Source organism: Pseudomonas sp. A0308 (assembly GCF_044218815.1).
Lineage (GTDB): Bacteria > Pseudomonadota > Gammaproteobacteria > Pseudomonadales > Pseudomonadaceae > Aquipseudomonas > Aquipseudomonas iridis.
On the sequence record NZ_CP162581.1, the window covers coordinates 6,408,523 to 6,425,841 of the forward strand.

Consider the following 17,319-nt stretch of genomic DNA (forward strand, 5'->3'; position numbering starts at 1 on the left):
AAGGCTCCTATCGCCCTGAGAGGGTGGCCAAGGGCCACTTGAGTATGCAAGATGCGCTAACTTGCATTGTCCAGTCAAGTTGCAAGAAAGGCAGGAGGATGCGTAAACAGATGTCCTACACAGGTTCTATTCCTCGCGCTCTATCGATCCGTTCAGCTACCCGGTAGGCCGCTTCCAACTCTGAGCAGCCGTTCTCCTGCATCAGTGTCCAGCGCTCGGCTTTTTCCTCGGGCTCCGTCATGGCCAGGGCGAGATAAAGGCTGGGCGGCACGGCCCGAAACAGCGTTTCGATCTTTTTCGACAGCACGACCCCCTCAGTGTATTTCCCCGGCTCCTTACTGGAGGAGAGCAACAAGGCTTTCTGTGCCAGCGTGAGCTTCTTGAACCGTGCGATTTCCTCAATCTCCGCGGGCGGCATGTTCAAACAAATCCACCATTCGATCATGTTGAGCATGGTCTGCGCAGCAGTGGGAAAGTCGGCAAGGTTTTGCGTCGCCAGCCAGAACCAAGCGCCGAGCTTGCGCCACATCTTCGTGCCCTTGACCACGAAGGGCGCCAGCAGCGGGTTTTTGGTGATGATATGGCCCTCGTCGGTGACCATGATGATCGGTCGCCCCAGGTATTGGTCGCGCTCGGCAAGGTTGTTCACGGTGTTCATCAGGCTGATGTAGCTGATGGACATCTGTGCCTCATAGCCTTCGCGAGCGTAAGTGGCCAAGTCGACAATGGTCACATCGCTCTCGGGCCAAGGTGTGCCCTCGCGATCGAACAACTCACCCTCGAAACCCTGACAAAACAGGTCAATGGACTCGCCCATTTCCTGGGCACGCTCACGACGCTTCTCCGGTAAGTGCGGGTCAGCAGCGACGCGCAGCAAGGCGTCGCGCACGTCGCGAGTCAGCACCTGGCGGCCCGCCGTGACGCAGGTCTGCGCCGCATCCAGGATGCACTCGCGGATCAGGCTGCGGTCGGCTCGACTCAGGCGGGCTTCTTCCTTGGCCTCGCCGCCGGTGATCATCAGCCGGGCGGTGATTTCCAATTCGCCGAGAATGTCGCGCTGGTCTTCGCGACTGGTTACCACCTCATCGTCCAGCTCATCGATCGACAGACTCGCCACCTGATCCGGCTGCTCGACCAGGCGCCTAGCATCAGTAAAGGGAGCGAGACTGACCGAAGCGCCAGGTTTCAATTGGACCTTATTGACCGACAGGCCCTGTGTCGCGAAGTAGTCGCCCTGCAAGCCGAATGAGTTACCGGCCTCGACGATAAACAGGCGAGGGCGGTACACCGCCATGACCTGCATCAGCAGGGTGACCAGGGTCGCCGACTTGCCGGCACCGGTGGGGCCGAACAACAGCAGATGACCGTTCATAGCCCGATCCAGGCGTGACAGAGGGTCGAAACTCAATGGCGAACCGCCACGATTGAACAGGGTGATACCCGGATGTCCTGTTCCTGTGCTGCGGCCCCACACCGGAACCAGGTTCGCCAGGTGCTGGGCGAATATCAGGCGCGTGTACCAGTTGCGCGTGTCTCGGGCCGGGTTGTAAGCCATCGGCAACCAACGCAGATAGCTGTTGCAGGCTGCGACTTCATCGCCTTCACGTACCGGTTGCAGCCCCGCGCCCAACAGCGCGTTGGCCAGGCTGACGGAGCGCTGGTGCAATTGCTGTTCATCGTGACCGCGCACGTAAAACGCCAGGGTTCCCCGATACAGCTTGTGCTGGCGGCCGATGATCGCGCGGGCTTCTTCGACATCCTGACGGGTTTGGGTCGAGGCCAGGTTTTCACCGATGGATTTGCGTGCCAAGCGGTTCAACTGATCCTCGAGCGCATCTTGCGGTTTGACCACCAGGGTCAGACTCATCACCGTGCCTTCAGGCAACTGGTCGAACAGGGCGTTCACCGCGTCACCCTTACGGGTTTCGCCAGTGAGTTGGCCAATCAAAGGTGCCCGCCGCAGCTTGTCCACCACCATGACCCGATGGGGTTGACCATCGAAGTACCAGAGTCCGTGCTGCACATTTGAACGCGGCTCATTGAAAAACAACCGTTCGGCGAAGTCGTGATCGAAAGGTAGTTCCAGCGACTCGCCGTTGCCTGACTCTGGATAGGCCACACGGTGATAGAACTCTTCGGGCGACTCATCGGTGAGCCTGGGTGCTGGATTGAACCAGGGCAACAACCAGGCATACAAATCTCGCCCATCGACTCGCGTTGATTGCACTCCGCACGCCTGCAACGAAGCACCGATACGTTCGCAAGCCTGTTGCAGGGATTGCAACGGGGTGAGTCCCGTCTCTTCAGCGCCAGACTCGAGCCAGCGATAGACCACCAGGCGCACCCGGCGGTTATTGCCTCGCCAGGGTAGGCGTGTCACAACCTTATCCTCAAACAGGCCACCGGGCTTGGCGATGGCCTTTAGATGACGGCGGCTGAGCTCCAAATACGCCTCGGTGAAGGCCGTGCCTCGTGCGCTGTCCTGAATGTAATCGGTAAGCCGGGACAGGTAGGTTGTGAAGTCGTTGTCGTCCTGGCAGAAAAACTGCGCCACCCAAGGCGATTGATCCAGCTCGTCAAAGCTGTCTTGCAGGGCATCCTCAAGGGCATCGCGGGCTGCCATCAGCCAATCAGGTTCGCGCCCTTCGGTGCCAACGGGCAGTAACTCAAACACCGCGCCCACCGAGCGATTGTCATCGAGCAGAAAACACTGCTCGGTGTCGAGGTACTCGACCCACGGCAGGTGATCGGTGAAGCTGGGGTTGTGCGCGTAGAGTGCGGCTTCGTCGGCTAAGGTCGCGCGAGGGCGCAAAGGGGTGCGCCAGCTTTTCCACGCGGGAGTGCCGGTTCGCATCATAAGTCTTCCTGACGTTCACCAGGTAATGCGTACTGCACACGTTGGTAGAACGGAAAGACGGTCGAGTAGCCCGGGACCGGTGCCTGCTCGGTACCACTCAAATGCGGATACACGTACAGCACTAGATCGGGATTGGGCAGGCGAGGGAACAGGTTGCGGATCTCGTTCGCTGCGGTGCGCGTATACGGTTCCTGGAGAGCCGCGGAGACATCTGCCTGAGCCAGCGGGCGGCGTAACTGCTGTCGAGCATCCAGCAGTTGCTGCTGAGTACCTTGCGAACCGGCGCCGTTCCAGATATCCATCATGGTTTGCTCGCCATGGGGCAGCAGCGTGTCTTTGTCGGTGGAACACCCCGTCAGGACCCAGCAGAGCAAGCTAATCCAGGTCAGGCAGGGAAGCATGGTCTTTTTCATGGTGAACGCTCCGGCCCTTGGGCTCGTAGTCGATGGTGATCTCATGGTCGAGGTGCAGTGCGACCTGTGCTGCAGGTGGCACGTACACGGCAGCAAAGGCTTCGCCATACAGTTTGTTGACCCACTCGCGGACGTCGCTGACCCCACCACTGAGAATTGAATTCAGTGCGCTATTGCCACTGCTGCTGGTGACCCCGAAGGCACTGCCGCCCGAACTGATCACGCTGCTGTTGTTCTGCTCATTCCCGAGCAAGGCAGCAACACCCGCGCCGGCTGCAGTGATCAGGCTCTGGCTGCCGAGGTACTGCTGTGCGTTCGAGCGGCGCTCGCCGGCAATGCAAGGAATGCCATACGGATCGGACAGGTAACCGAGCCCACCGCGGATCTTGTCGGTGTTTGAGCTCTGGGTGGTGGAGGCGTTTCGGCTGGCTACCGCCTTCGGCTGAGGCACCGTACGGATGGTGCCATCGGTAAACACAAAGGTGATCGACTCGACCTGTCCGCGTACGCACGACAGGGTCCAATCCCCGGACGCCGTGCCGCTCATCACGGCCCCCGCAATGTCTGGCAGGTCGATGCCGTTGGCGGTCAGGTTCTCCGGACCGACCAGCACCTTGAAGGGATAAGGATCATTCACTGTTCCGTCCACCGGGACTCGGCCGATCATCGCGGTCATGGCGACCGAGCCCATCAGCGTGGCGTTTTCAGGAATGGTGTAGACCGGCTTCGCGCCCTCGGTACGATCAGCGGATCGTGTCAGGTCACGCTCACCCTTGCTGACTGCACGTAGCTGTTTCTGGCTACGATCAATCGCGTTATCTTTCAAGCCTTCCAGCGAGTTGAAGGTGGTAGGCAGACTCAGTGCGGAGGCGGACTTGGTTTTGCCTCGGGCGCCGGTGGGCTGAGCATCCGAAGGTTCAATCCACTGCAGTGCATCATTGGCAGAATGCTGCCCTTCGAACTGAGCACCGTCACCCGGCTCAAGCCCCAATCCGATAGGTATGTCCTTGCCTTTGCCGGTCAGCCCCGACAACTGCTCCTGCAATTGCGTCAGCAGACCACGGGCCTGACGACTGTCTTGTTCTGCTTTGAGTCGGGCCTCGTTGGCTTGGCGTCGGCCTTCGTCGACCTGCTGGGTTACGCTGCCAAGCGCTGTCTGGATACGCGAATCGACGCTGTTTTCCCGCTCGCGCAGGCGGTTGTTCTCCGTCTGCAGCGACTCGTTGTGTTTCTTCAGGCCGAGCATGTCACTGCGCATGGCCTTCACCTGCCCGACCAGCGTGGCGACCGTGTCGCGTGGGGTATCGCCAGCAATGCCGAGCGACTTGGCTTGCTCGGCGGATAACTGAATATTTCCCTGATCAACTGGGTGCTCTGGAGAGGGCGTGCTGCCACCCGCGACCCAGCTTTTCAGGATGATCAGCACCACGCCCAGCAGCGCAGCCGGTACCAGCCATTTGAGCAAGGCGTTAGCGCTCATGGCCGCTACCTTGCGTAACAGATGGGATCAATAGGACCGCTTGTTCGAGGCCGGCACCGAGGGTGACGAGGTAGGTAATCGTGGTGTCTTCAGCATTGCCGACAGGTCCGAGGAAAGCATGCTGGAAGGCCGCGGCGAACAGCTTGGCCTGAAGCCGGCGCGGATCGAGTTGCACCGTCTCTGAACCACGATTGCGCAACTTCACCGCCGTCACCCAGTAATCACCGAGTCTCCAGGCGGCGATGGGCGTGCTGGACACGTTTTCGGTCGGCAGCAGGGTCGGCAGTTCGGTGCGCAGCTTGAGCGGTACGCGGCGTACACCGGGTAGGGATTCTACGGTGCGCAGCGGCGCGTACAGGCTCTGTGCGGCGTAGCGCGTCAAAGCGACCGGGATCGGCGTACGTTCTGGAATAGGTGCGGTGCTCGATTCCGCCTCGGTAGCCTGCACCGGAGCATTCTTGAGAATACGCACGGGCTCCAGCGGTTGATCGCCAGGGGTGGCCGCGATATCCAGGAGGATGATCTCGCCCGTCGTGACCGATTGCAGTTGCAGTCGGGTCGGTGCAATGGCTTCCGACGCTCGCAGGTACAGCGTGCCGCCGGTTGATTGCACGCGCAGCTTGCCCGTCAGGGTTGAGGGCAGGCCGACTCGAACATCCTCATCGATAAAGACCACCCGTTCCTGATTGATCACCAGAGGGACCGCGAGGGGGAGGCGTTCCCAGTGCATCAGTTCGACGGCCTGCGCCACAGCTCCCCATGTAGTCAGTGCGACGGCGAGTCCCAGGGTAGAAATCCGCTTCATGGCTCACCTCCAGGCAGGGAGATTTTTTGGGGAGTGCCCTGATAACAATCCAGTGCCAGCCCCCACTTATTGCGTTCGGCGTCCAGATCAAAACGCACCACGCGCAATGGATACCGCACCACCACCCGTTTCACCGGTTCGGCGGCGTAATATTCATCGGCATTGAGATCGAGCTTGACCAGCCAGCTGTCGCGGTCGAGTTGCTTGACCCTGAGTTCCGGATCCTCGCTGTAGCCTCGGCCCAGAATTTCGTAGACGCCACGCACCCGCTGGCGCAGCTCGCCGGCGGCCTTACGGTACTCATAATCACCGTCGAGAAAGGCCTTGCAGGCGGGGGTCAGGTAGGATTGCAAGCCATAGATGGCGCGGCGATAATCCTGCTCGCCATCCGAGGGCCAGCGGTTGAGTTGGCCAAAGATGTACAGGGCAAAGGCATAGATATTCTCTGGGGGGACATCCCACCACTTACGCGTGCTGCCCGAGCGCAGATCCGGGGGGACATGCACCGTCAGATCGGTCGGTGCCGAGCGCCAGCCATACCAAAGTCCGGCACAGACCAGGGCCAAAATCACTACCGCCAGACGCAGGCTGAAGATGTGGGCCTGTTGGGCATCCACCTTGTTTCGAAATCGGCTCATGGCTGCCACCGGGACAGGGCAGGGCGCAGCCGACGCGAACGGCGAACCGTCCAGGCGCCGGAGTGCAGGATCAGACTTCCGCGACCCAGGCGCCAACGGCTGGCCAGTACCCATTCGAGTTTGCGGTACAACCAGGTCTCTGGCCGGGCCCGTTTGGCCCGACGCAGTAGTGTGCCACCGGCAAATAGCACCACCGCCATGCCTGCGATCATGCTGGTTGGCGCCACGGCAATGGAGACGGTGGCGATCGCCAGAGGAACACCCAGCACCAGGCCGACAAGTGCGCCGGCACCGAGCGCCACCCACATCTCATCATTGGTCAAACCACGCAATACGGCAGGATCACGATTGAGTCGCTCTGGTAGAAAAACCAAAGTGCCGTCGGCAAGGTGTTCGATAGCGTCATTCATGCCAACCTCAAAGAATCGCGGCAGCCTTGGTCAGGAACCAGATGATGATCACCACCAACAGAGCACCGATACCGACCACCGCACCCAAGTCCTTCCAGGTCTTACGCTGGTTTTGCACGTCGGCGTACACGGTCAACGAATGCCAGGCCACCCCCAAGAAAGCGAGCAGGGCAATCAGCAGACCGAGCAGGATGCCGCCGTCGTAGGCGTAGTTTTTGATCGTCTCGATCAACCCGGAACCTTCACCACGTGAAGGAGCTTCCATAGTCGGTAGTTCGGCAAAAGCCAGGCTTGGACCGAGTACTAACAGCAGACCGATCAAGCGCTGGCTAGCGCGATCACGCAGATTGTTTTTCAGGGGGGCAAGGCACTTGAGCATGACGGCGATCTCCGGGGTTAGGACAAGGTGAAGAACATCAGAACCAGCAAGGTGAGCAGCACGCGCGCGGCGCTGCCGCCAAACGCGCCGAAGCGCACACTGCCTGTTGCCCAGCCCCGGTAAGCCGTCCACATCACCCAGGCACACCACAGCAAAACCAGGACGAGAACCAGGGACAGCCAGAGCGTCGAACTGCTCTGCGGTGAGAAGCCGGAGGCGTTTTGAAAGGCAGCGGTCTGCGCGTCGGTCATGCTCATGGCGACGGCTCCGGGGGCGGAGTGTCGAGGCGGTAATCGCCGACCAGCTCACCAGGATCGTGAGGTTGAGCACGCGAGGGCGACAGATAGTTCTGCATTCCTTGGCGAATGCGTTGGATGTCCTGAGACAGGCGGGGATAGTCGAAGCGATAGCGTTCGTTTGGTTCAGAGGTCCTGGCTACCTTAGCTTGCGCCGCAAGGCGCTCAATAGCATCGAGCTGCTGCTGAACTAGGCTGAGCTGTTCGCGCTCATGAGCAGATGCGGCATAGCCGCCGCTATGGAACGTCATCAATATGAGCAGCGTGCAGATTCGGAAAAATGTAGTCGGCATGTGGATAGCCCATTTGGAGATGGGGCCAGCATTCAACTAACGTCCAGAACTCAGCAGTAAGAAACACGAAACACGCAGCGTCATTTTATTTCGATACAGTCTCTGATCGTGTACCGAGTTCGAACATCGTATCGAGAGCTACGAAACGCGGAAAAATGACACGATTGGACCGCAAGTACAGCATTGGTTACTCATGAAAAACGATAAGTAGCCGTTAACGTTTGATTCCGCTAACAACATTGTTAGCGGGGCGCAGATAAGCGCGGACGAAATCAGTTAACGAAGAGTGATTGCAGAGAGTGAACATCCAACAAGCAATTCGGCGGTATCGTATTCGACAGGCCGTGGGCGTCTCCTTGATGGTCTTCGGGGCGCTATTTTATTTGGTTTCATCGTTGATTTTTCTGCACCATCAAGCAGAGATTCTCGCGAGCACAAAAATTTTTGGGCATTTTGGAGGGGTTGTGCAAAATTTAGTAGCCGATGTTTACCAGGCCACATCACCCTACATCGGTTTTGTATGGGAGCACGCGCCTACCCTCAGCCAGGAAAACCCGCTCAGCTATGGAAATTTGCTGTTTTTCGGTTTGCTGGGTGTGATGATTATTGGAAAGCAAATTCTCCTTTCCGCTAGCCAACTCAAGAGGCGTGTTCAGGTTCAACTCGAACGTCTTGAGGAAGCTCAGTGGCGCAACTCGATGCAAAATGGAGCAGCCACCCAACTCAACGCAAATCAGATCGGGCAGATCAATTTTTATCAGCAGTCTATGCCGCCGTCCCCTAGCGGTGATTGGTGGCAGCGGCCATTGGGTATTGTTGGTTTGTCTATTATTGGCGGTTATGTCGTCGCTATTTTGGCCAAATTCACCGGAATGGTTTAACACGTCAGCGTTACATTTTATTAAATGTATTTTTTAAACGTCGCCGCGGTGATAGCTGTCGTTGCTCCGAGCATCACTGCGCAAGGCAAAAAAATGGCCATGGGATTGAGCGAAAAGGGCAATGACAGGTAAATGATCCAGGGCACGATCAGCAGCGGTAGCACTGCTCGTTTAGCGCGGTGATAGACAAAACTGCTTTCTCGCCCGGCTCCAAACTTGCGCAGGTCGCGGCGCATCAAACCATCAACAAAACCGGAGAGCGTGGCCAACAAAAATAGTGGTGTGGCCAGGACTAGAATCGTCAGGCGCACCACGAAGGTAAAGGTCACATACACTGCGGCCACTACGAAATCCTCAATGCTCACGTAGAGTTGGTTGATCCAGCCCCAGATGCCGTTGCCCTGGCTCGACATCCGCGCCTGCCGGGCAAAATCCGCAAAGCCAGTCTTAACTAATAGCCATTGATTGAGAAAATCCAGCCATTGAACAATCGTCTGTCCAGGTTGTTGGAGGATGAGAGAAGATTTGAAGTGCTCACTCAGCCAGCCCAGTTCGTTCGCCAACATGGCTTGGCTGTGCCGCCAACCCTGATCGGCCCAGAACAGCAGCAAGCCGGCGAACTCGGTGAGGATCGAGAATAGCAACGAGGCAATCAGCAGTCCGATGATGCGCAGGACCAGGCTGATCGCCGAGGTGAACAACCCCGGGCGCTGGATCGGTTGTGGCGGCGTGTTCTGGACGGAAGTCGCCATCGTTCACTCCATTGCGCGCTGCAGTGTTGATGTCGTCATGAGGCCTTCTGGATAGTTTTTGCTGAATCGAAACCTGTGCCAGGGGCGGGCTACCCCACCTGATCCAGATCGAAGTTTGTTGTTGGGCCGCCACCGCTTGCGCTCCACCATTGCCCCGCCTGCTCGTTGTAGGCGGCCCGCATTCGCTGGGTGAGCTCCTGCAGGTCCTTGGGCATGGCATCGTCGTTGGAGGGTTTTGGCAAAGGCATTCGGACTTTCCAGAGCTGCCCACCGGCCTGGAAGGAGAACATTTGCCCCTTGGGCAAGCTGACGATGTGAGCGGGCTCGATCAACGGCACGCTGGTGCTGCTGACGCGATCTTGCGAGGATGAGGTGAAGTCTGTATTGGCCTCAGGATCGGAGGTGTCGGTGGCACCGGAGACCAGGGTTTTGGTCAGTACGTTGACCTTGGGCAACTGTTGGGTGAGTAGTTCAGCAGTGGCGGTCTCGCGTACCCGGAGCATCTGCAAGGTGTTGAAGTTACCAATGACCTGGCCAGCCTTGGCGCGGTTGCCGATTCGCGCTTCGATATCGCTGAGGGTCTGGGTGTAGGCCGTCACCTGGATGCCGGCCCCGCCACCCTTATTGATCAGTGGGATGAACTCATCGCCCATCAACTCGTTGAACTCATCGGCGTGCAGGTTGATCGGCAACTTGTCACTGCTGCTGCCCGATGCGGGTAGGCCATGGTCAATTCCATGTTTGTAGATGTGCCCCGCGACCGAGACCAAATCGGCGAACATGGAGTTGCCCACAGCAGCGGCCACCTCGGCGTCGGTCAGTGCATCCAGGCCGATATAGACGATGCCACGTTTTCGGATGATCTGCATCCAGTCGAAGATTGGCCGCGGGTCCTCTAAATCGGTGTAGTTGGGGGCCAGTAACTGGGCGGTCTTGCCGGTGGTGAGTTTCTCCAGCAGCGGCAGTAGCGAGGCAACGATTTTATCGAAGTACGTACGGTCATATCGTACCGCCGAACGCAGTCCGTCCATTACCGGATCAAATACACGCTTCACCGCCAGGTACTGCTCGATGGCCACCACACGCTTTTCGCGCCCGATCATATGCCGGGGAATGTTTTTCTCGGTGAGCTTGCCTTCAAGCTGGACGATCACCTCCCACGCTTTCGGATCAGTCTTGGCGAAAAACTGCTGGGCGTATTCGATGAACAGTGCGTCGATGTTGACCACATGTCGCTGGATCTGCAGGTAGTCCGGACGTCGGCCCAGCTCGATCAGGGCGCGGGCGATGATGTTGACGAAACGCCAGGCGAACTCACGGAAGGCCGCAGAGTTCCCTTCGCCACTGAGTTGCCCAGCAATGCGTGACGCCACTTCCGAGATGCGACCGAAACGTCCCACGGCGTTGTAGCGGGCGGAGATTTCTGGCCAGCCCAGATGGAAGACATAAAACTCCTTCTCCCGACCGGCTCGCTTGGCTTCGACGTACATGCGTTTGAGCAGGTCGGCATCACCCTTCGGATCGAAGACAATCACCACTTCATGTTCGACGCGGTGAATGTCCTGGGTGATGTACACCTCGGCGAGTCGCGTCTTGCCGACACGGGTAGTGCCCAGCACCAGGGTGTGTCCGACCCGTTCGCCCAGTGGCAGACTGACCTCCGTTTCGTTGGGCTCGACCCCATGCAACAGCGGCGAGCCACCTACTGGGGGCAAAGGGCGCAACGGATTGAAGGCACTGTCCCAAGCGGTGACACGGGCCAATGTGGAGAGCGGAAACGGTGCATGTTCCAGGCGGCGTTCGAGACCGCGTGCCAGACGATAGCGAGTCGGTTGGTCGATATAGTGAGCAACAGCCGGATCCTGGGCCTCGACCAAGCGCTGGGTGTGCAGGCGGGTCCAGCGAAAGCCGCGACCCATAAACAAACGCTTACGGCTGACCGGAATCTGCCGACTGGTCAGTTCGTAGCGGGGCAGCCGGCGGATATTGCGCCGATAGCGTAACACATCCCAGGCTTGTCGCAGCCGGATCAGGCCGAACAGGGCATAGGCCAGCGCTGTAACCAGACCGATCTCGGGTGACAGGGCCACAGCCCAGGGCGAGTACACGCACAACACCGCGGCAGCGATGCAGATCGCTACGGTGTACAGCTCCACCGCTGGCCGGAGCTTGGACTCCATCGCATGCTCGGCCATGACCTGGACTCACTGTTCCAGTGAGGTGGCAGTTATCAGGACGGGATAGTGCTCAATCTGCAGGCGGGTGGCGATGTCGTTGCCGTTGACCGGCAGGATGGTGATGCCCGGAGCGGCTGCTCGAATCCGGGCCAGGGCTTCAGCATCGGCCACTTCGACGGCGAGGCCGGCTGCGCCCATTTCGTGCAGTTCAGTCGCACGTTGATGCAGCCAAGCCCGCGAACGGGGATCGTCGCCCACCAGAAAGAAGGGTTGTAGGCCAGGCATGTTCAGGGTACGAGATGCGATCTGGCCGGGGCTCAAATGGGAGCTGCGGACGGGCAGTATCCAGGCTTCATCGGCAAACGTGGACAGGTCCGCCTGCATGACGCGATCAGGCTGGGTCTTGTTGTTTATTGGCGTCCTGGAACCTTGAAAATGGGGCCGGGTGAAGTCGCTAGGCTGATCCCCGGCTACGGTCAGTTCCGGCTGGGCGAAAGGAGCCAAGAGCAGGATGAAATAACAGATAAGGAATATTCGCTTCATGGCGGTGTGCCCTGTTTGAAGGAAACCTGCAGTCGTTCGAGTTGTCGGGAAAAGCCGGCGCGGTAACGCGCGGCTGGCGTTCCTCCTGCCGGGCGGTGATAACGTCCGGCAGCCAACACCCAATCACCTGTGGCAGCGTGATGCTCCTGCAACAGCGCGGCGGTCACGGCGAGATTTCGGTAGGGATCGAGAGCGTCACAGGGGCTGGAAAAACGTTGTCCCAGGTAACCCAGGTTGGTTTGTCCGAGACCGACATCGACCCGCTTGGCGTCATGCCGGGTGAGCGCTTGAAGCAAGGCGTGACAGGCGGCCTGGTGAGTGGCGAAGCGGTAGGGTGTTCCGGCGATGTTCAGGGTCCAAGGCCAGGGCAGCAGTCGACCACGGACGCGGATACCACTCTCCTGCAGGACAATCGCGAACAGCACCGTAGAAGGGATGTCGGCGTCATGCGCCGCCAGTTGGTAGGCCGGAGGCGGAAGTTCGTCAGCCTGGACGGCGAGCATTGTCAGCAGGAGCGCAATAGCACTCAGTTGAGGCGTTGCCATTTTCCATTCACCTGTTGAAATGTGGCAGGCAATGGCCCCGGAGCACCCAGGTTGAACCAGCGACCACGGTCATGGTTCAGGGTGATCTGCCGGCGTTGAACCTTGGCCGGATCGATGTCCGCTTGCCGAGCCCAGCTACGGACGCGTTTATCCTCGCCTTGGCTGCCCACCAGATAGATATCGAACGCCGTGTCGCCGCTTTGCAGACGCTGCGCTTCGGCGGTGCACGCTGGGCAGTGGTCCTCCACAAACAGGGCTTGGCGCGGCACGACCGATGAGCTGCCAGGGGACGCCGCGCCCTGGATCGGCTGCAGCCCGGGAAACAGCTTGGCCCAGGCCGCGGTGTAAGCGTTTTGGTAAGCCAACTCGCGCTCGGCGCGTTTGGCTTCCAGCGCCACCTGTAATTCGGCATAGCGCTGGCGCTCTTGGTCGGTCTGGGCCTCGACCCCGAGTGCGGTCAACGGATCGAGGTTCGGGCTCCAGAAGCTGCGCGGGCCGGCTTGGATCTGTTCGAAGCGCGTCCACTCCTGCTCCGTCAGACCCCAGCTCGCCGCCTGTTCAGAGTCAGAGCGCCCCAGCGGAGCAGACTGCGTGTCCTGGGTCCGTGACTGTGTCGTGACGGGGTTGCCCATCGCAGCGCCCATGGCCAATAGCGAAGCGAGACAGACGACGGTGGGCAGTAGCGCTCTGTTCATGATCGCTTCTCAAGGGAGGTGCACGGTCTGGTCTGGCTGAGCGGCCACCGCGAAGATAGCTGAGTTCGGCTCCAGCACTTTCAGGTGCCAGGTACCGAACTGCTCGCCGCTGTGCAGCAGCCGAACATCCATGAGCGAGCGACTGTCATGAGGTGCCACCGCCAGAAAACGCTCACCACCGCGGAACTCGACGCTCAACACTGAGAACGGTGGCGAGAGCGATACGGGCTTGGGGCGAGCGGTCTTTTTCGGTTTAGTCGCGGAAGGCGGCGGTGGGGGTGATGGCTGGGGCTTGTGCTCGTGGAACTGCTGCTCGACCTGTTCAAGGCTTGCGCGCAGCGCTGTCAGGTCTGCCGCGGTGGCGCGGGTTGCCAGACCGTCGCGCAGTTCCTGTATTTCTTGCGCCCATTGATCTAGCATCGGATCGAGGGTATTGGCCTGTTGCTCGCCGTTATCGACCATCTGCTTCAGGTCTTTTAGCGCGTACTGCAACTGCTCCTGTGCGTCCTTGAGGGCGTTTGAATCACGTTGCAGAGTGTCCAGGGTTTTTAGGTGTTGGGTGTTCGTACTCTGTAGCTCGGCCACACGTTTATACTGGTTATATAAAACCCCGCTCAGCCCGGCGGCCGCCAGACAAAGCAATCCAATAATGAAGGTTTGTAACGTCGAGGCTTTCATGGATGTGCCTCCGCCTGATGGTACGAGTTGGGTGTGACCCGCACGCTGCCGACATCAGCTTTCTGCTGTTCGAAGCAGACCGAACGGCCGACTTCATCGGCCGTGAGTTGCCAGGCGGGGCCAGCCAGCACTTGTAGCGCGCGGCGCAAAGGGATCGGGCCCAGCCGGTAATGGGCTGCGGGCAGGGGCCGGGTGAACAGCACCTTCACCGACGCAGTATCTGCGCAAAGCGCATAACCCGAACGCTGCAGCACGTAGTGCAGCGCCTCCTGTACCGAGGGGTTCAGGCTGGGCGGGATATTCACTTCAATGATTTGGGCAAGAAGATCGCGTTGTTCCTTGGTGGGCTCGGTGTTGACCAGCGTGTAGCGGCCATAACGAAGCTCTGCCGGATGGCATTCTTCGGCTATGCCCTTCGAGTGCTGGGGCCGATTGGAGCCACTGTCGATCTCTGGATTGGTCGGCAACGGGTTGGGGATTTGCGCGGTGCAGGCGCTCAACAAACCCAGCATGCAGACAGGCGTGAAAAAACGCTCCATGGAAGAAACCTCATGTCAGATTCAGTGCAGAACCTGACATGAGGTGAAGGAGCGATTCAGTGAGAAAGTTGATTCAAGGTGGGTCGTGTTAACGCTGAACACGTTGCTGTTCAACGAAAATGGCGAGCCCATCCAAGACGGCAGCGTCGGGGTCGAAGATCAAGAATCGCACATCCACCAATGCCGCCATATACAGTACGTTGACCAAGGCTTCCGGCGTACAGGCATCGAGTTGCTCCTGCCTCAGCGATGAGTAAGGACAGCCCTCGATTTTCTCCAGGTTATCGTCGGTCCAAGGCGTGCCAATCAGCTTACACCCGACGCCATTGCAGTCCGCCAGGGTAAAGGGTTCGAACAGCAGACCAGTTGGTTTGAAGTCGAAATTGCTAGCCCGGCGCTCCAAATAGCGCAATGCTTCTTCAGTGAGGTGTGCGGTACTGATCTCCCAGGTTCGACTGTAGTGTCCCGTCTCGAAGCTCAAGCAATGGATCATTGCTTGAGCATCTTCCCGGGAGTACAGATCGCCGACATGATGCCGCTCGTTAAGCATTTCGCCCATCACGGCGTAGATCACTTGGCGCACCAGTCCGGTTGATTGGAAGCGTTCATCCAACTCCTCCGGAATGGATTGGCCTTCGCTGATCAAGGCGAAATCGTCATTGAGCAGGCAGGGTAACAGTTGCAACTCATTGTCGGGCAGATGGGCTTGTGAGTCGTGCAGGGGTCGAAAGCAGGGAGGGCAGTCGTCTTCGTAAGTGATCAGTAGTCGACGTTCAATATGCAGGTTGTCGTAACCGCGAGAAAATGGGTTTGAGCCTTGCAGCAGGGCTGGGGTTTGGTTCATGAGGGTTCTCCAGAATGGAAATGAACAAGGCGCCCGTAGGCGCCTGTGAGGGTTAAAGCCAACCGTATTCGGCAAGGGAGAGAGGATGACCTTCTCCCACGATGAAGTGATCCAGTACGCGCACTTCGATTAAGGCTAAGGCCTCCTTCAGCCGTGCCGTCAGCACGCGATCCGCCTGGCTGGGTTCCGTGCACCCTGAGGGGTGGTTGTGAACAAAAATGGCGGCCGCAGCGTTATGCGCCAATGAGCGTTTAACGACCTGTCTGGGGTAAACGCTGGCCCCATCAATGCTGCCGTGAAACAGGACTTCGAACGCCAACACGCGGTGCTTTGCGTCGAGAAAGATCACACCGAAGACTTCATGCTCTTGTTGCGCAAGGTGCAGTTTTAGGTATGAGGCCACAGTATCAGGCGACGTCAGGTTAGGGCCGCGGGCGAACAGCCGACGATCCAGAATATGCAGCGCTTCGTCGATCACCTGGTTTTCTTGGACGATACGATCAGCTTCGAAATCCGAGGTTTCAATCAGTGTGAGTTGGGTGCTCATGGGGGTACCTCCGAAGGGAACAATCAGGGGTACACGCCCGAGGGGAGTGGTGTCCCCAAGGTGGATATAGAGTCGCGGGCCTTAGCAGATGGCGCGCTGTTTACAGCCGAGTGAATCGGTGGCGTTGACCGTGCAGGGGTGAACCACAACCGTCACAGGGAAATGGGGAAAAGGCTTTTATTCCCCAGCCGGCTTCGGGATCAAAGTCGGCACTGATGGGCATCAACCGAACCAGCCCACATTGCATCGCGGCGATGCGTTCCCCGGTTTCATCCGTCGTGTAGTAGAGCGATAACGTGCTGTAGTCCTCGTAAGCCGCCGCGAACAGGCAGTCGTCGCAAAGCCAGAAGGATTCCATGTGGGTTCTCCTGTGCTAATTGAAGAAAAGGCGCTCGAGGGAGCGCCTTGATGTGTACATCGTGGACTGTTCAGGCGGACTGAACGGTACGGGGGGCGTCACGGCGGGCCGTGCGGGGAGTGGGTTGAGATTCAGGTTCGACCTGAGCCTCTGTTGGGTTAGCGGTCTCCTCGGCGTCGACATCAGCCGACGTTAGAGAGGGTTCATTGATCGGCGCTTGCTCAGCAGGTGCTGTTGCTTCCTGCCTGGCGGGCGCTTTGTATTCGAACGTGCCGTTGACTTTGATCCAGTCGATGAACAGCAAACGACCTTTCAGGCTGGCGCCCGGTTGGCCTTGTTTAACGCCTTTCTCGTAGAGAAACGGATCGATCCACAGGTCGCCGATACGGAACGACAGCAAGACCTTTTTCTCGGCTTTGACGGCGTCCATATAGAGACGAATCAAGCGTTCAGCTTCACCCCCGGCGACTTTGCAGTCGAAACGGGTGTACTCCACCGCATCGGTTGCACCGTGTAGGGCTGCAATATCGCAGGCCATGAATGGCTGACCGCGGCGGACTTGTACTTCACGAACACGGTTGAGGTAACCGATACCGACGGTGTGCAGATTGAAGTAAGTGGTCGCTTCTTGGGATTGGTTGGCGTGGGCCATGGTGGTTCTCCTGTTTCATGGGAAAACGGCGACGCACAATCCCTGACGGGGATGTGAGCCCCCGTCAGGGTGGGTAGGTGAAGGCGAGCAATGTACAACTCGTCACCGGCAATCCGATGACGATCAGAACGATGCGTCCGGGGAATAGCGGTGAAGCAGAAGAGAATCCGCAGTAGTGGTCTGCGGATCTGGTGTAGTGGGCATTCATCACCGCCGAAGCGGTAACCGCGCGAGCTTCCGAACGCTGATCGCACTTGGGTAAACCACCACGAACGTGGCGTAGCCTTGAAGGTTCAAGCTACCTGGGCTGGGCTGTCGACGACAGCGAACCACGCCCTTTGTATAAGCCTGTAACAGGGGGGCGTCAAGACGCTGCAACCCGTTTTTTTAAGGCTGGAATACGGTGGCAGTCACTGGAATTAAGAAAATGAAAAAAATGAAGAGTGGGCCCGGCTGGGCGCCAGGCGAGGAAGAGAAAAGCCACCTTTGGCGGTCTTACGCAGTCGACAAGCTCCTCGCAAAACTTGGTTGAACTGC

The 17,319-nt window shown here is 58.8% G+C and carries 21 protein-coding genes; 1 reads left to right on the forward strand and 20 read right to left on the reverse strand.

Annotated features, from left to right (window positions below; genetic code table 11):
* Nucleotides 1–115 precede the first annotated feature (115 nt).
* From AB4P92_RS29680 to AB4P92_RS29720, 9 genes are read right to left on the reverse strand one after another with little or no spacing between them, the layout of a single operon-like run.
* Entirely contained in the window at nt 116–2,857 is a 2,742-nt protein-coding gene (locus AB4P92_RS29680; protein WP_371359949.1) for a conjugative transfer ATPase, read from the reverse strand.
* Nucleotides 2,854–3,270, reverse strand: a complete 417-nt coding sequence (locus AB4P92_RS29685) for a TIGR03751 family conjugal transfer lipoprotein (RefSeq protein ID WP_102879525.1) — start codon at nt 3,268–3,270, stop codon at nt 2,854–2,856. Before AB4P92_RS29685 ends, AB4P92_RS29680 begins: the two co-directional genes overlap by 4 nt.
* Nucleotides 3,233–4,750 carry a TIGR03752 family integrating conjugative element protein gene (locus AB4P92_RS29690; protein WP_102879524.1) on the reverse strand — a complete coding sequence of 506 codons (1,518 nt, stop codon included), beginning with the start codon at nt 4,748–4,750 and terminating at the stop codon, nt 3,233–3,235. Before AB4P92_RS29690 ends, AB4P92_RS29685 begins: the two co-directional genes overlap by 38 nt.
* Nucleotides 4,740–5,555: a TIGR03749 family integrating conjugative element protein gene (locus AB4P92_RS29695; RefSeq protein WP_102879523.1), complete on the reverse strand. Its 816-nt coding sequence runs from the start codon at nt 5,553–5,555 to the stop codon at nt 4,740–4,742. Before AB4P92_RS29695 ends, AB4P92_RS29690 begins: the two co-directional genes overlap by 11 nt.
* A complete protein-coding gene (locus tag AB4P92_RS29700; protein WP_102879522.1) occupies nt 5,552–6,193 on the reverse strand; it encodes a PFL_4703 family integrating conjugative element protein in 642 nt (213 codons plus the stop codon). The genes AB4P92_RS29695 and AB4P92_RS29700 overlap by 4 nt, the downstream gene beginning before the upstream one ends.
* Entirely contained in the window at nt 6,190–6,603 is a 414-nt protein-coding gene (locus AB4P92_RS29705) for a TIGR03750 family conjugal transfer protein (protein WP_102879521.1), read from the reverse strand. The genes AB4P92_RS29700 and AB4P92_RS29705 overlap by 4 nt, the downstream gene beginning before the upstream one ends.
* Before the next feature lie 7 nt (nt 6,604–6,610).
* Nucleotides 6,611–6,982 carry a TIGR03745 family integrating conjugative element membrane protein gene (locus AB4P92_RS29710; RefSeq protein ID WP_060738069.1) on the reverse strand — a complete coding sequence of 124 codons (372 nt, stop codon included), beginning with the start codon at nt 6,980–6,982 and terminating at the stop codon, nt 6,611–6,613.
* Between the two features lie 17 nt (nt 6,983–6,999).
* A complete protein-coding gene (locus AB4P92_RS29715; RefSeq protein ID WP_102879520.1) occupies nt 7,000–7,239 on the reverse strand; it encodes a TIGR03758 family integrating conjugative element protein in 240 nt (79 codons plus the stop codon).
* Nucleotides 7,236–7,571 (reverse strand): RAQPRD family integrative conjugative element protein, encoded by a 336-nt coding sequence (locus AB4P92_RS29720; protein ID WP_102880068.1) that lies wholly within the window; start codon nt 7,569–7,571, stop codon nt 7,236–7,238. The genes AB4P92_RS29715 and AB4P92_RS29720 overlap by 4 nt, the downstream gene beginning before the upstream one ends.
* A 299-nt stretch (nt 7,572–7,870) precedes the next feature.
* On the opposite strand from AB4P92_RS29720, the gene AB4P92_RS29725 reads away from it, so the two are divergent.
* On the forward strand, nt 7,871–8,452 hold the full coding sequence (locus AB4P92_RS29725; RefSeq protein WP_102880067.1) for a hypothetical protein: 582 nt from the start codon (nt 7,871–7,873) through the stop codon (nt 8,450–8,452).
* A gap of 20 nt (nt 8,453–8,472) precedes the next feature.
* Here the strand turns inward: AB4P92_RS29725 and AB4P92_RS29730 are convergent, their stop codons facing one another.
* From AB4P92_RS29730 to AB4P92_RS29780, 11 genes are all read right to left on the reverse strand, one after another.
* Nucleotides 8,473–9,204, reverse strand: a complete 732-nt coding sequence (locus AB4P92_RS29730) for a TIGR03747 family integrating conjugative element membrane protein (protein WP_102879519.1) — start codon at nt 9,202–9,204, stop codon at nt 8,473–8,475.
* An 89-nt stretch (nt 9,205–9,293) separates the two neighbouring features.
* Entirely contained in the window at nt 9,294–11,399 is a 2,106-nt protein-coding gene (gene traD, locus AB4P92_RS29735) for a type IV conjugative transfer system coupling protein TraD (protein ID WP_102879518.1), read from the reverse strand.
* A gap of 9 nt (nt 11,400–11,408) precedes the next feature.
* Complete coding sequence (locus tag AB4P92_RS29740; protein ID WP_102879517.1) at nt 11,409–11,924, reverse strand: integrating conjugative element protein; 516 nt, start codon at nt 11,922–11,924, stop codon at nt 11,409–11,411.
* The gene (locus tag AB4P92_RS29745) at nt 11,921–12,469 is read right to left on the reverse strand and encodes a lytic transglycosylase (RefSeq protein WP_102879516.1); all 549 of its coding nucleotides are present in this window, start codon (nt 12,467–12,469) and stop codon (nt 11,921–11,923) included. Before AB4P92_RS29745 ends, AB4P92_RS29740 begins: the two co-directional genes overlap by 4 nt.
* A complete protein-coding gene (locus tag AB4P92_RS29750; protein WP_102879515.1) occupies nt 12,451–13,164 on the reverse strand; it encodes a TIGR03759 family integrating conjugative element protein in 714 nt (237 codons plus the stop codon). The genes AB4P92_RS29745 and AB4P92_RS29750 overlap by 19 nt, the downstream gene beginning before the upstream one ends.
* Before the next feature lie 9 nt (nt 13,165–13,173).
* The gene (locus AB4P92_RS29755; RefSeq protein ID WP_102879514.1) at nt 13,174–13,842 is read right to left on the reverse strand and encodes a chemotaxis protein; all 669 of its coding nucleotides are present in this window, start codon (nt 13,840–13,842) and stop codon (nt 13,174–13,176) included.
* A complete protein-coding gene (locus AB4P92_RS29760) occupies nt 13,839–14,381 on the reverse strand; it encodes a PilL N-terminal domain-containing protein (RefSeq protein ID WP_102879513.1) in 543 nt (180 codons plus the stop codon). Before AB4P92_RS29760 ends, AB4P92_RS29755 begins: the two co-directional genes overlap by 4 nt.
* Before the next feature lie 88 nt (nt 14,382–14,469).
* Nucleotides 14,470–15,225, reverse strand: a complete 756-nt coding sequence (locus AB4P92_RS29765) for an ABC transporter substrate-binding protein (RefSeq protein WP_102879512.1) — start codon at nt 15,223–15,225, stop codon at nt 14,470–14,472.
* A 52-nt stretch (nt 15,226–15,277) separates the two neighbouring features.
* The gene (gene radC / locus AB4P92_RS29770) at nt 15,278–15,772 is read right to left on the reverse strand and encodes a DNA repair protein RadC (protein WP_102879511.1); all 495 of its coding nucleotides are present in this window, start codon (nt 15,770–15,772) and stop codon (nt 15,278–15,280) included.
* Between the two features lie 100 nt (nt 15,773–15,872).
* Nucleotides 15,873–16,130, reverse strand: a complete 258-nt coding sequence (locus AB4P92_RS29775) for a hypothetical protein (RefSeq protein WP_102879510.1) — start codon at nt 16,128–16,130, stop codon at nt 15,873–15,875.
* A gap of 70 nt (nt 16,131–16,200) precedes the next feature.
* On the reverse strand, nt 16,201–16,782 hold the full coding sequence (locus AB4P92_RS29780; RefSeq protein WP_102879509.1) for an STY4534 family ICE replication protein: 582 nt from the start codon (nt 16,780–16,782) through the stop codon (nt 16,201–16,203).
* Nucleotides 16,783–17,319: the final 537 nt, after the last annotated feature.

Coding starts and splice junctions, on each gene's coding strand:
- AB4P92_RS29680 (WP_371359949.1), bottom strand. CDS start 2,857: ATGATGCGAACCGGCACTCCCGCGTGGAAAAGCTGGCGCACCCCTTTG.
- AB4P92_RS29690 (WP_102879524.1), bottom strand. CDS start 4,750: ATGAGCGCTAACGCCTTGCTCAAATGGCTGGTACCGGCTGCGCTGCTG.
- AB4P92_RS29765 (WP_102879512.1), bottom strand. CDS start 15,225: ATGAACCAAACCCCAGCCCTGCTGCAAGGCTCAAACCCATTTTCTCGC.
- AB4P92_RS29710 (WP_060738069.1), bottom strand. CDS start 6,982: ATGCTCAAGTGCCTTGCCCCCCTGAAAAACAATCTGCGTGATCGCGCT.
- AB4P92_RS29700 (WP_102879522.1), bottom strand. CDS start 6,193: ATGAGCCGATTTCGAAACAAGGTGGATGCCCAACAGGCCCACATCTTC.
- AB4P92_RS29685 (WP_102879525.1), bottom strand. CDS start 3,270: ATGAAAAAGACCATGCTTCCCTGCCTGACCTGGATTAGCTTGCTCTGC.
- AB4P92_RS29695 (WP_102879523.1), bottom strand. CDS start 5,555: ATGAAGCGGATTTCTACCCTGGGACTCGCCGTCGCACTGACTACATGG.
- AB4P92_RS29775 (WP_102879510.1), bottom strand. CDS start 16,130: ATGGAATCCTTCTGGCTTTGCGACGACTGCCTGTTCGCGGCGGCTTAC.
- traD (WP_102879518.1), bottom strand. CDS start 11,399: ATGGCCGAGCATGCGATGGAGTCCAAGCTCCGGCCAGCGGTGGAGCTG.
- AB4P92_RS29730 (WP_102879519.1), bottom strand. CDS start 9,204: ATGGCGACTTCCGTCCAGAACACGCCGCCACAACCGATCCAGCGCCCG.
- AB4P92_RS29760 (WP_102879513.1), bottom strand. CDS start 14,381: ATGGAGCGTTTTTTCACGCCTGTCTGCATGCTGGGTTTGTTGAGCGCC.
- AB4P92_RS29750 (WP_102879515.1), bottom strand. CDS start 13,164: ATGAACAGAGCGCTACTGCCCACCGTCGTCTGTCTCGCTTCGCTATTG.
- AB4P92_RS29720 (WP_102880068.1), bottom strand. CDS start 7,571: ATGCCGACTACATTTTTCCGAATCTGCACGCTGCTCATATTGATGACG.
- AB4P92_RS29745 (WP_102879516.1), bottom strand. CDS start 12,469: ATGGCAACGCCTCAACTGAGTGCTATTGCGCTCCTGCTGACAATGCTC.
- AB4P92_RS29715 (WP_102879520.1), bottom strand. CDS start 7,239: ATGAGCATGACCGACGCGCAGACCGCTGCCTTTCAAAACGCCTCCGGC.
- radC (WP_102879511.1), bottom strand. CDS start 15,772: ATGAGCACCCAACTCACACTGATTGAAACCTCGGATTTCGAAGCTGAT.
- AB4P92_RS29705 (WP_102879521.1), bottom strand. CDS start 6,603: ATGAATGACGCTATCGAACACCTTGCCGACGGCACTTTGGTTTTTCTA.
- AB4P92_RS29740 (WP_102879517.1), bottom strand. CDS start 11,924: ATGAAGCGAATATTCCTTATCTGTTATTTCATCCTGCTCTTGGCTCCT.
- AB4P92_RS29780 (WP_102879509.1), bottom strand. CDS start 16,782: ATGGCCCACGCCAACCAATCCCAAGAAGCGACCACTTACTTCAATCTG.
- AB4P92_RS29755 (WP_102879514.1), bottom strand. CDS start 13,842: ATGAAAGCCTCGACGTTACAAACCTTCATTATTGGATTGCTTTGTCTG.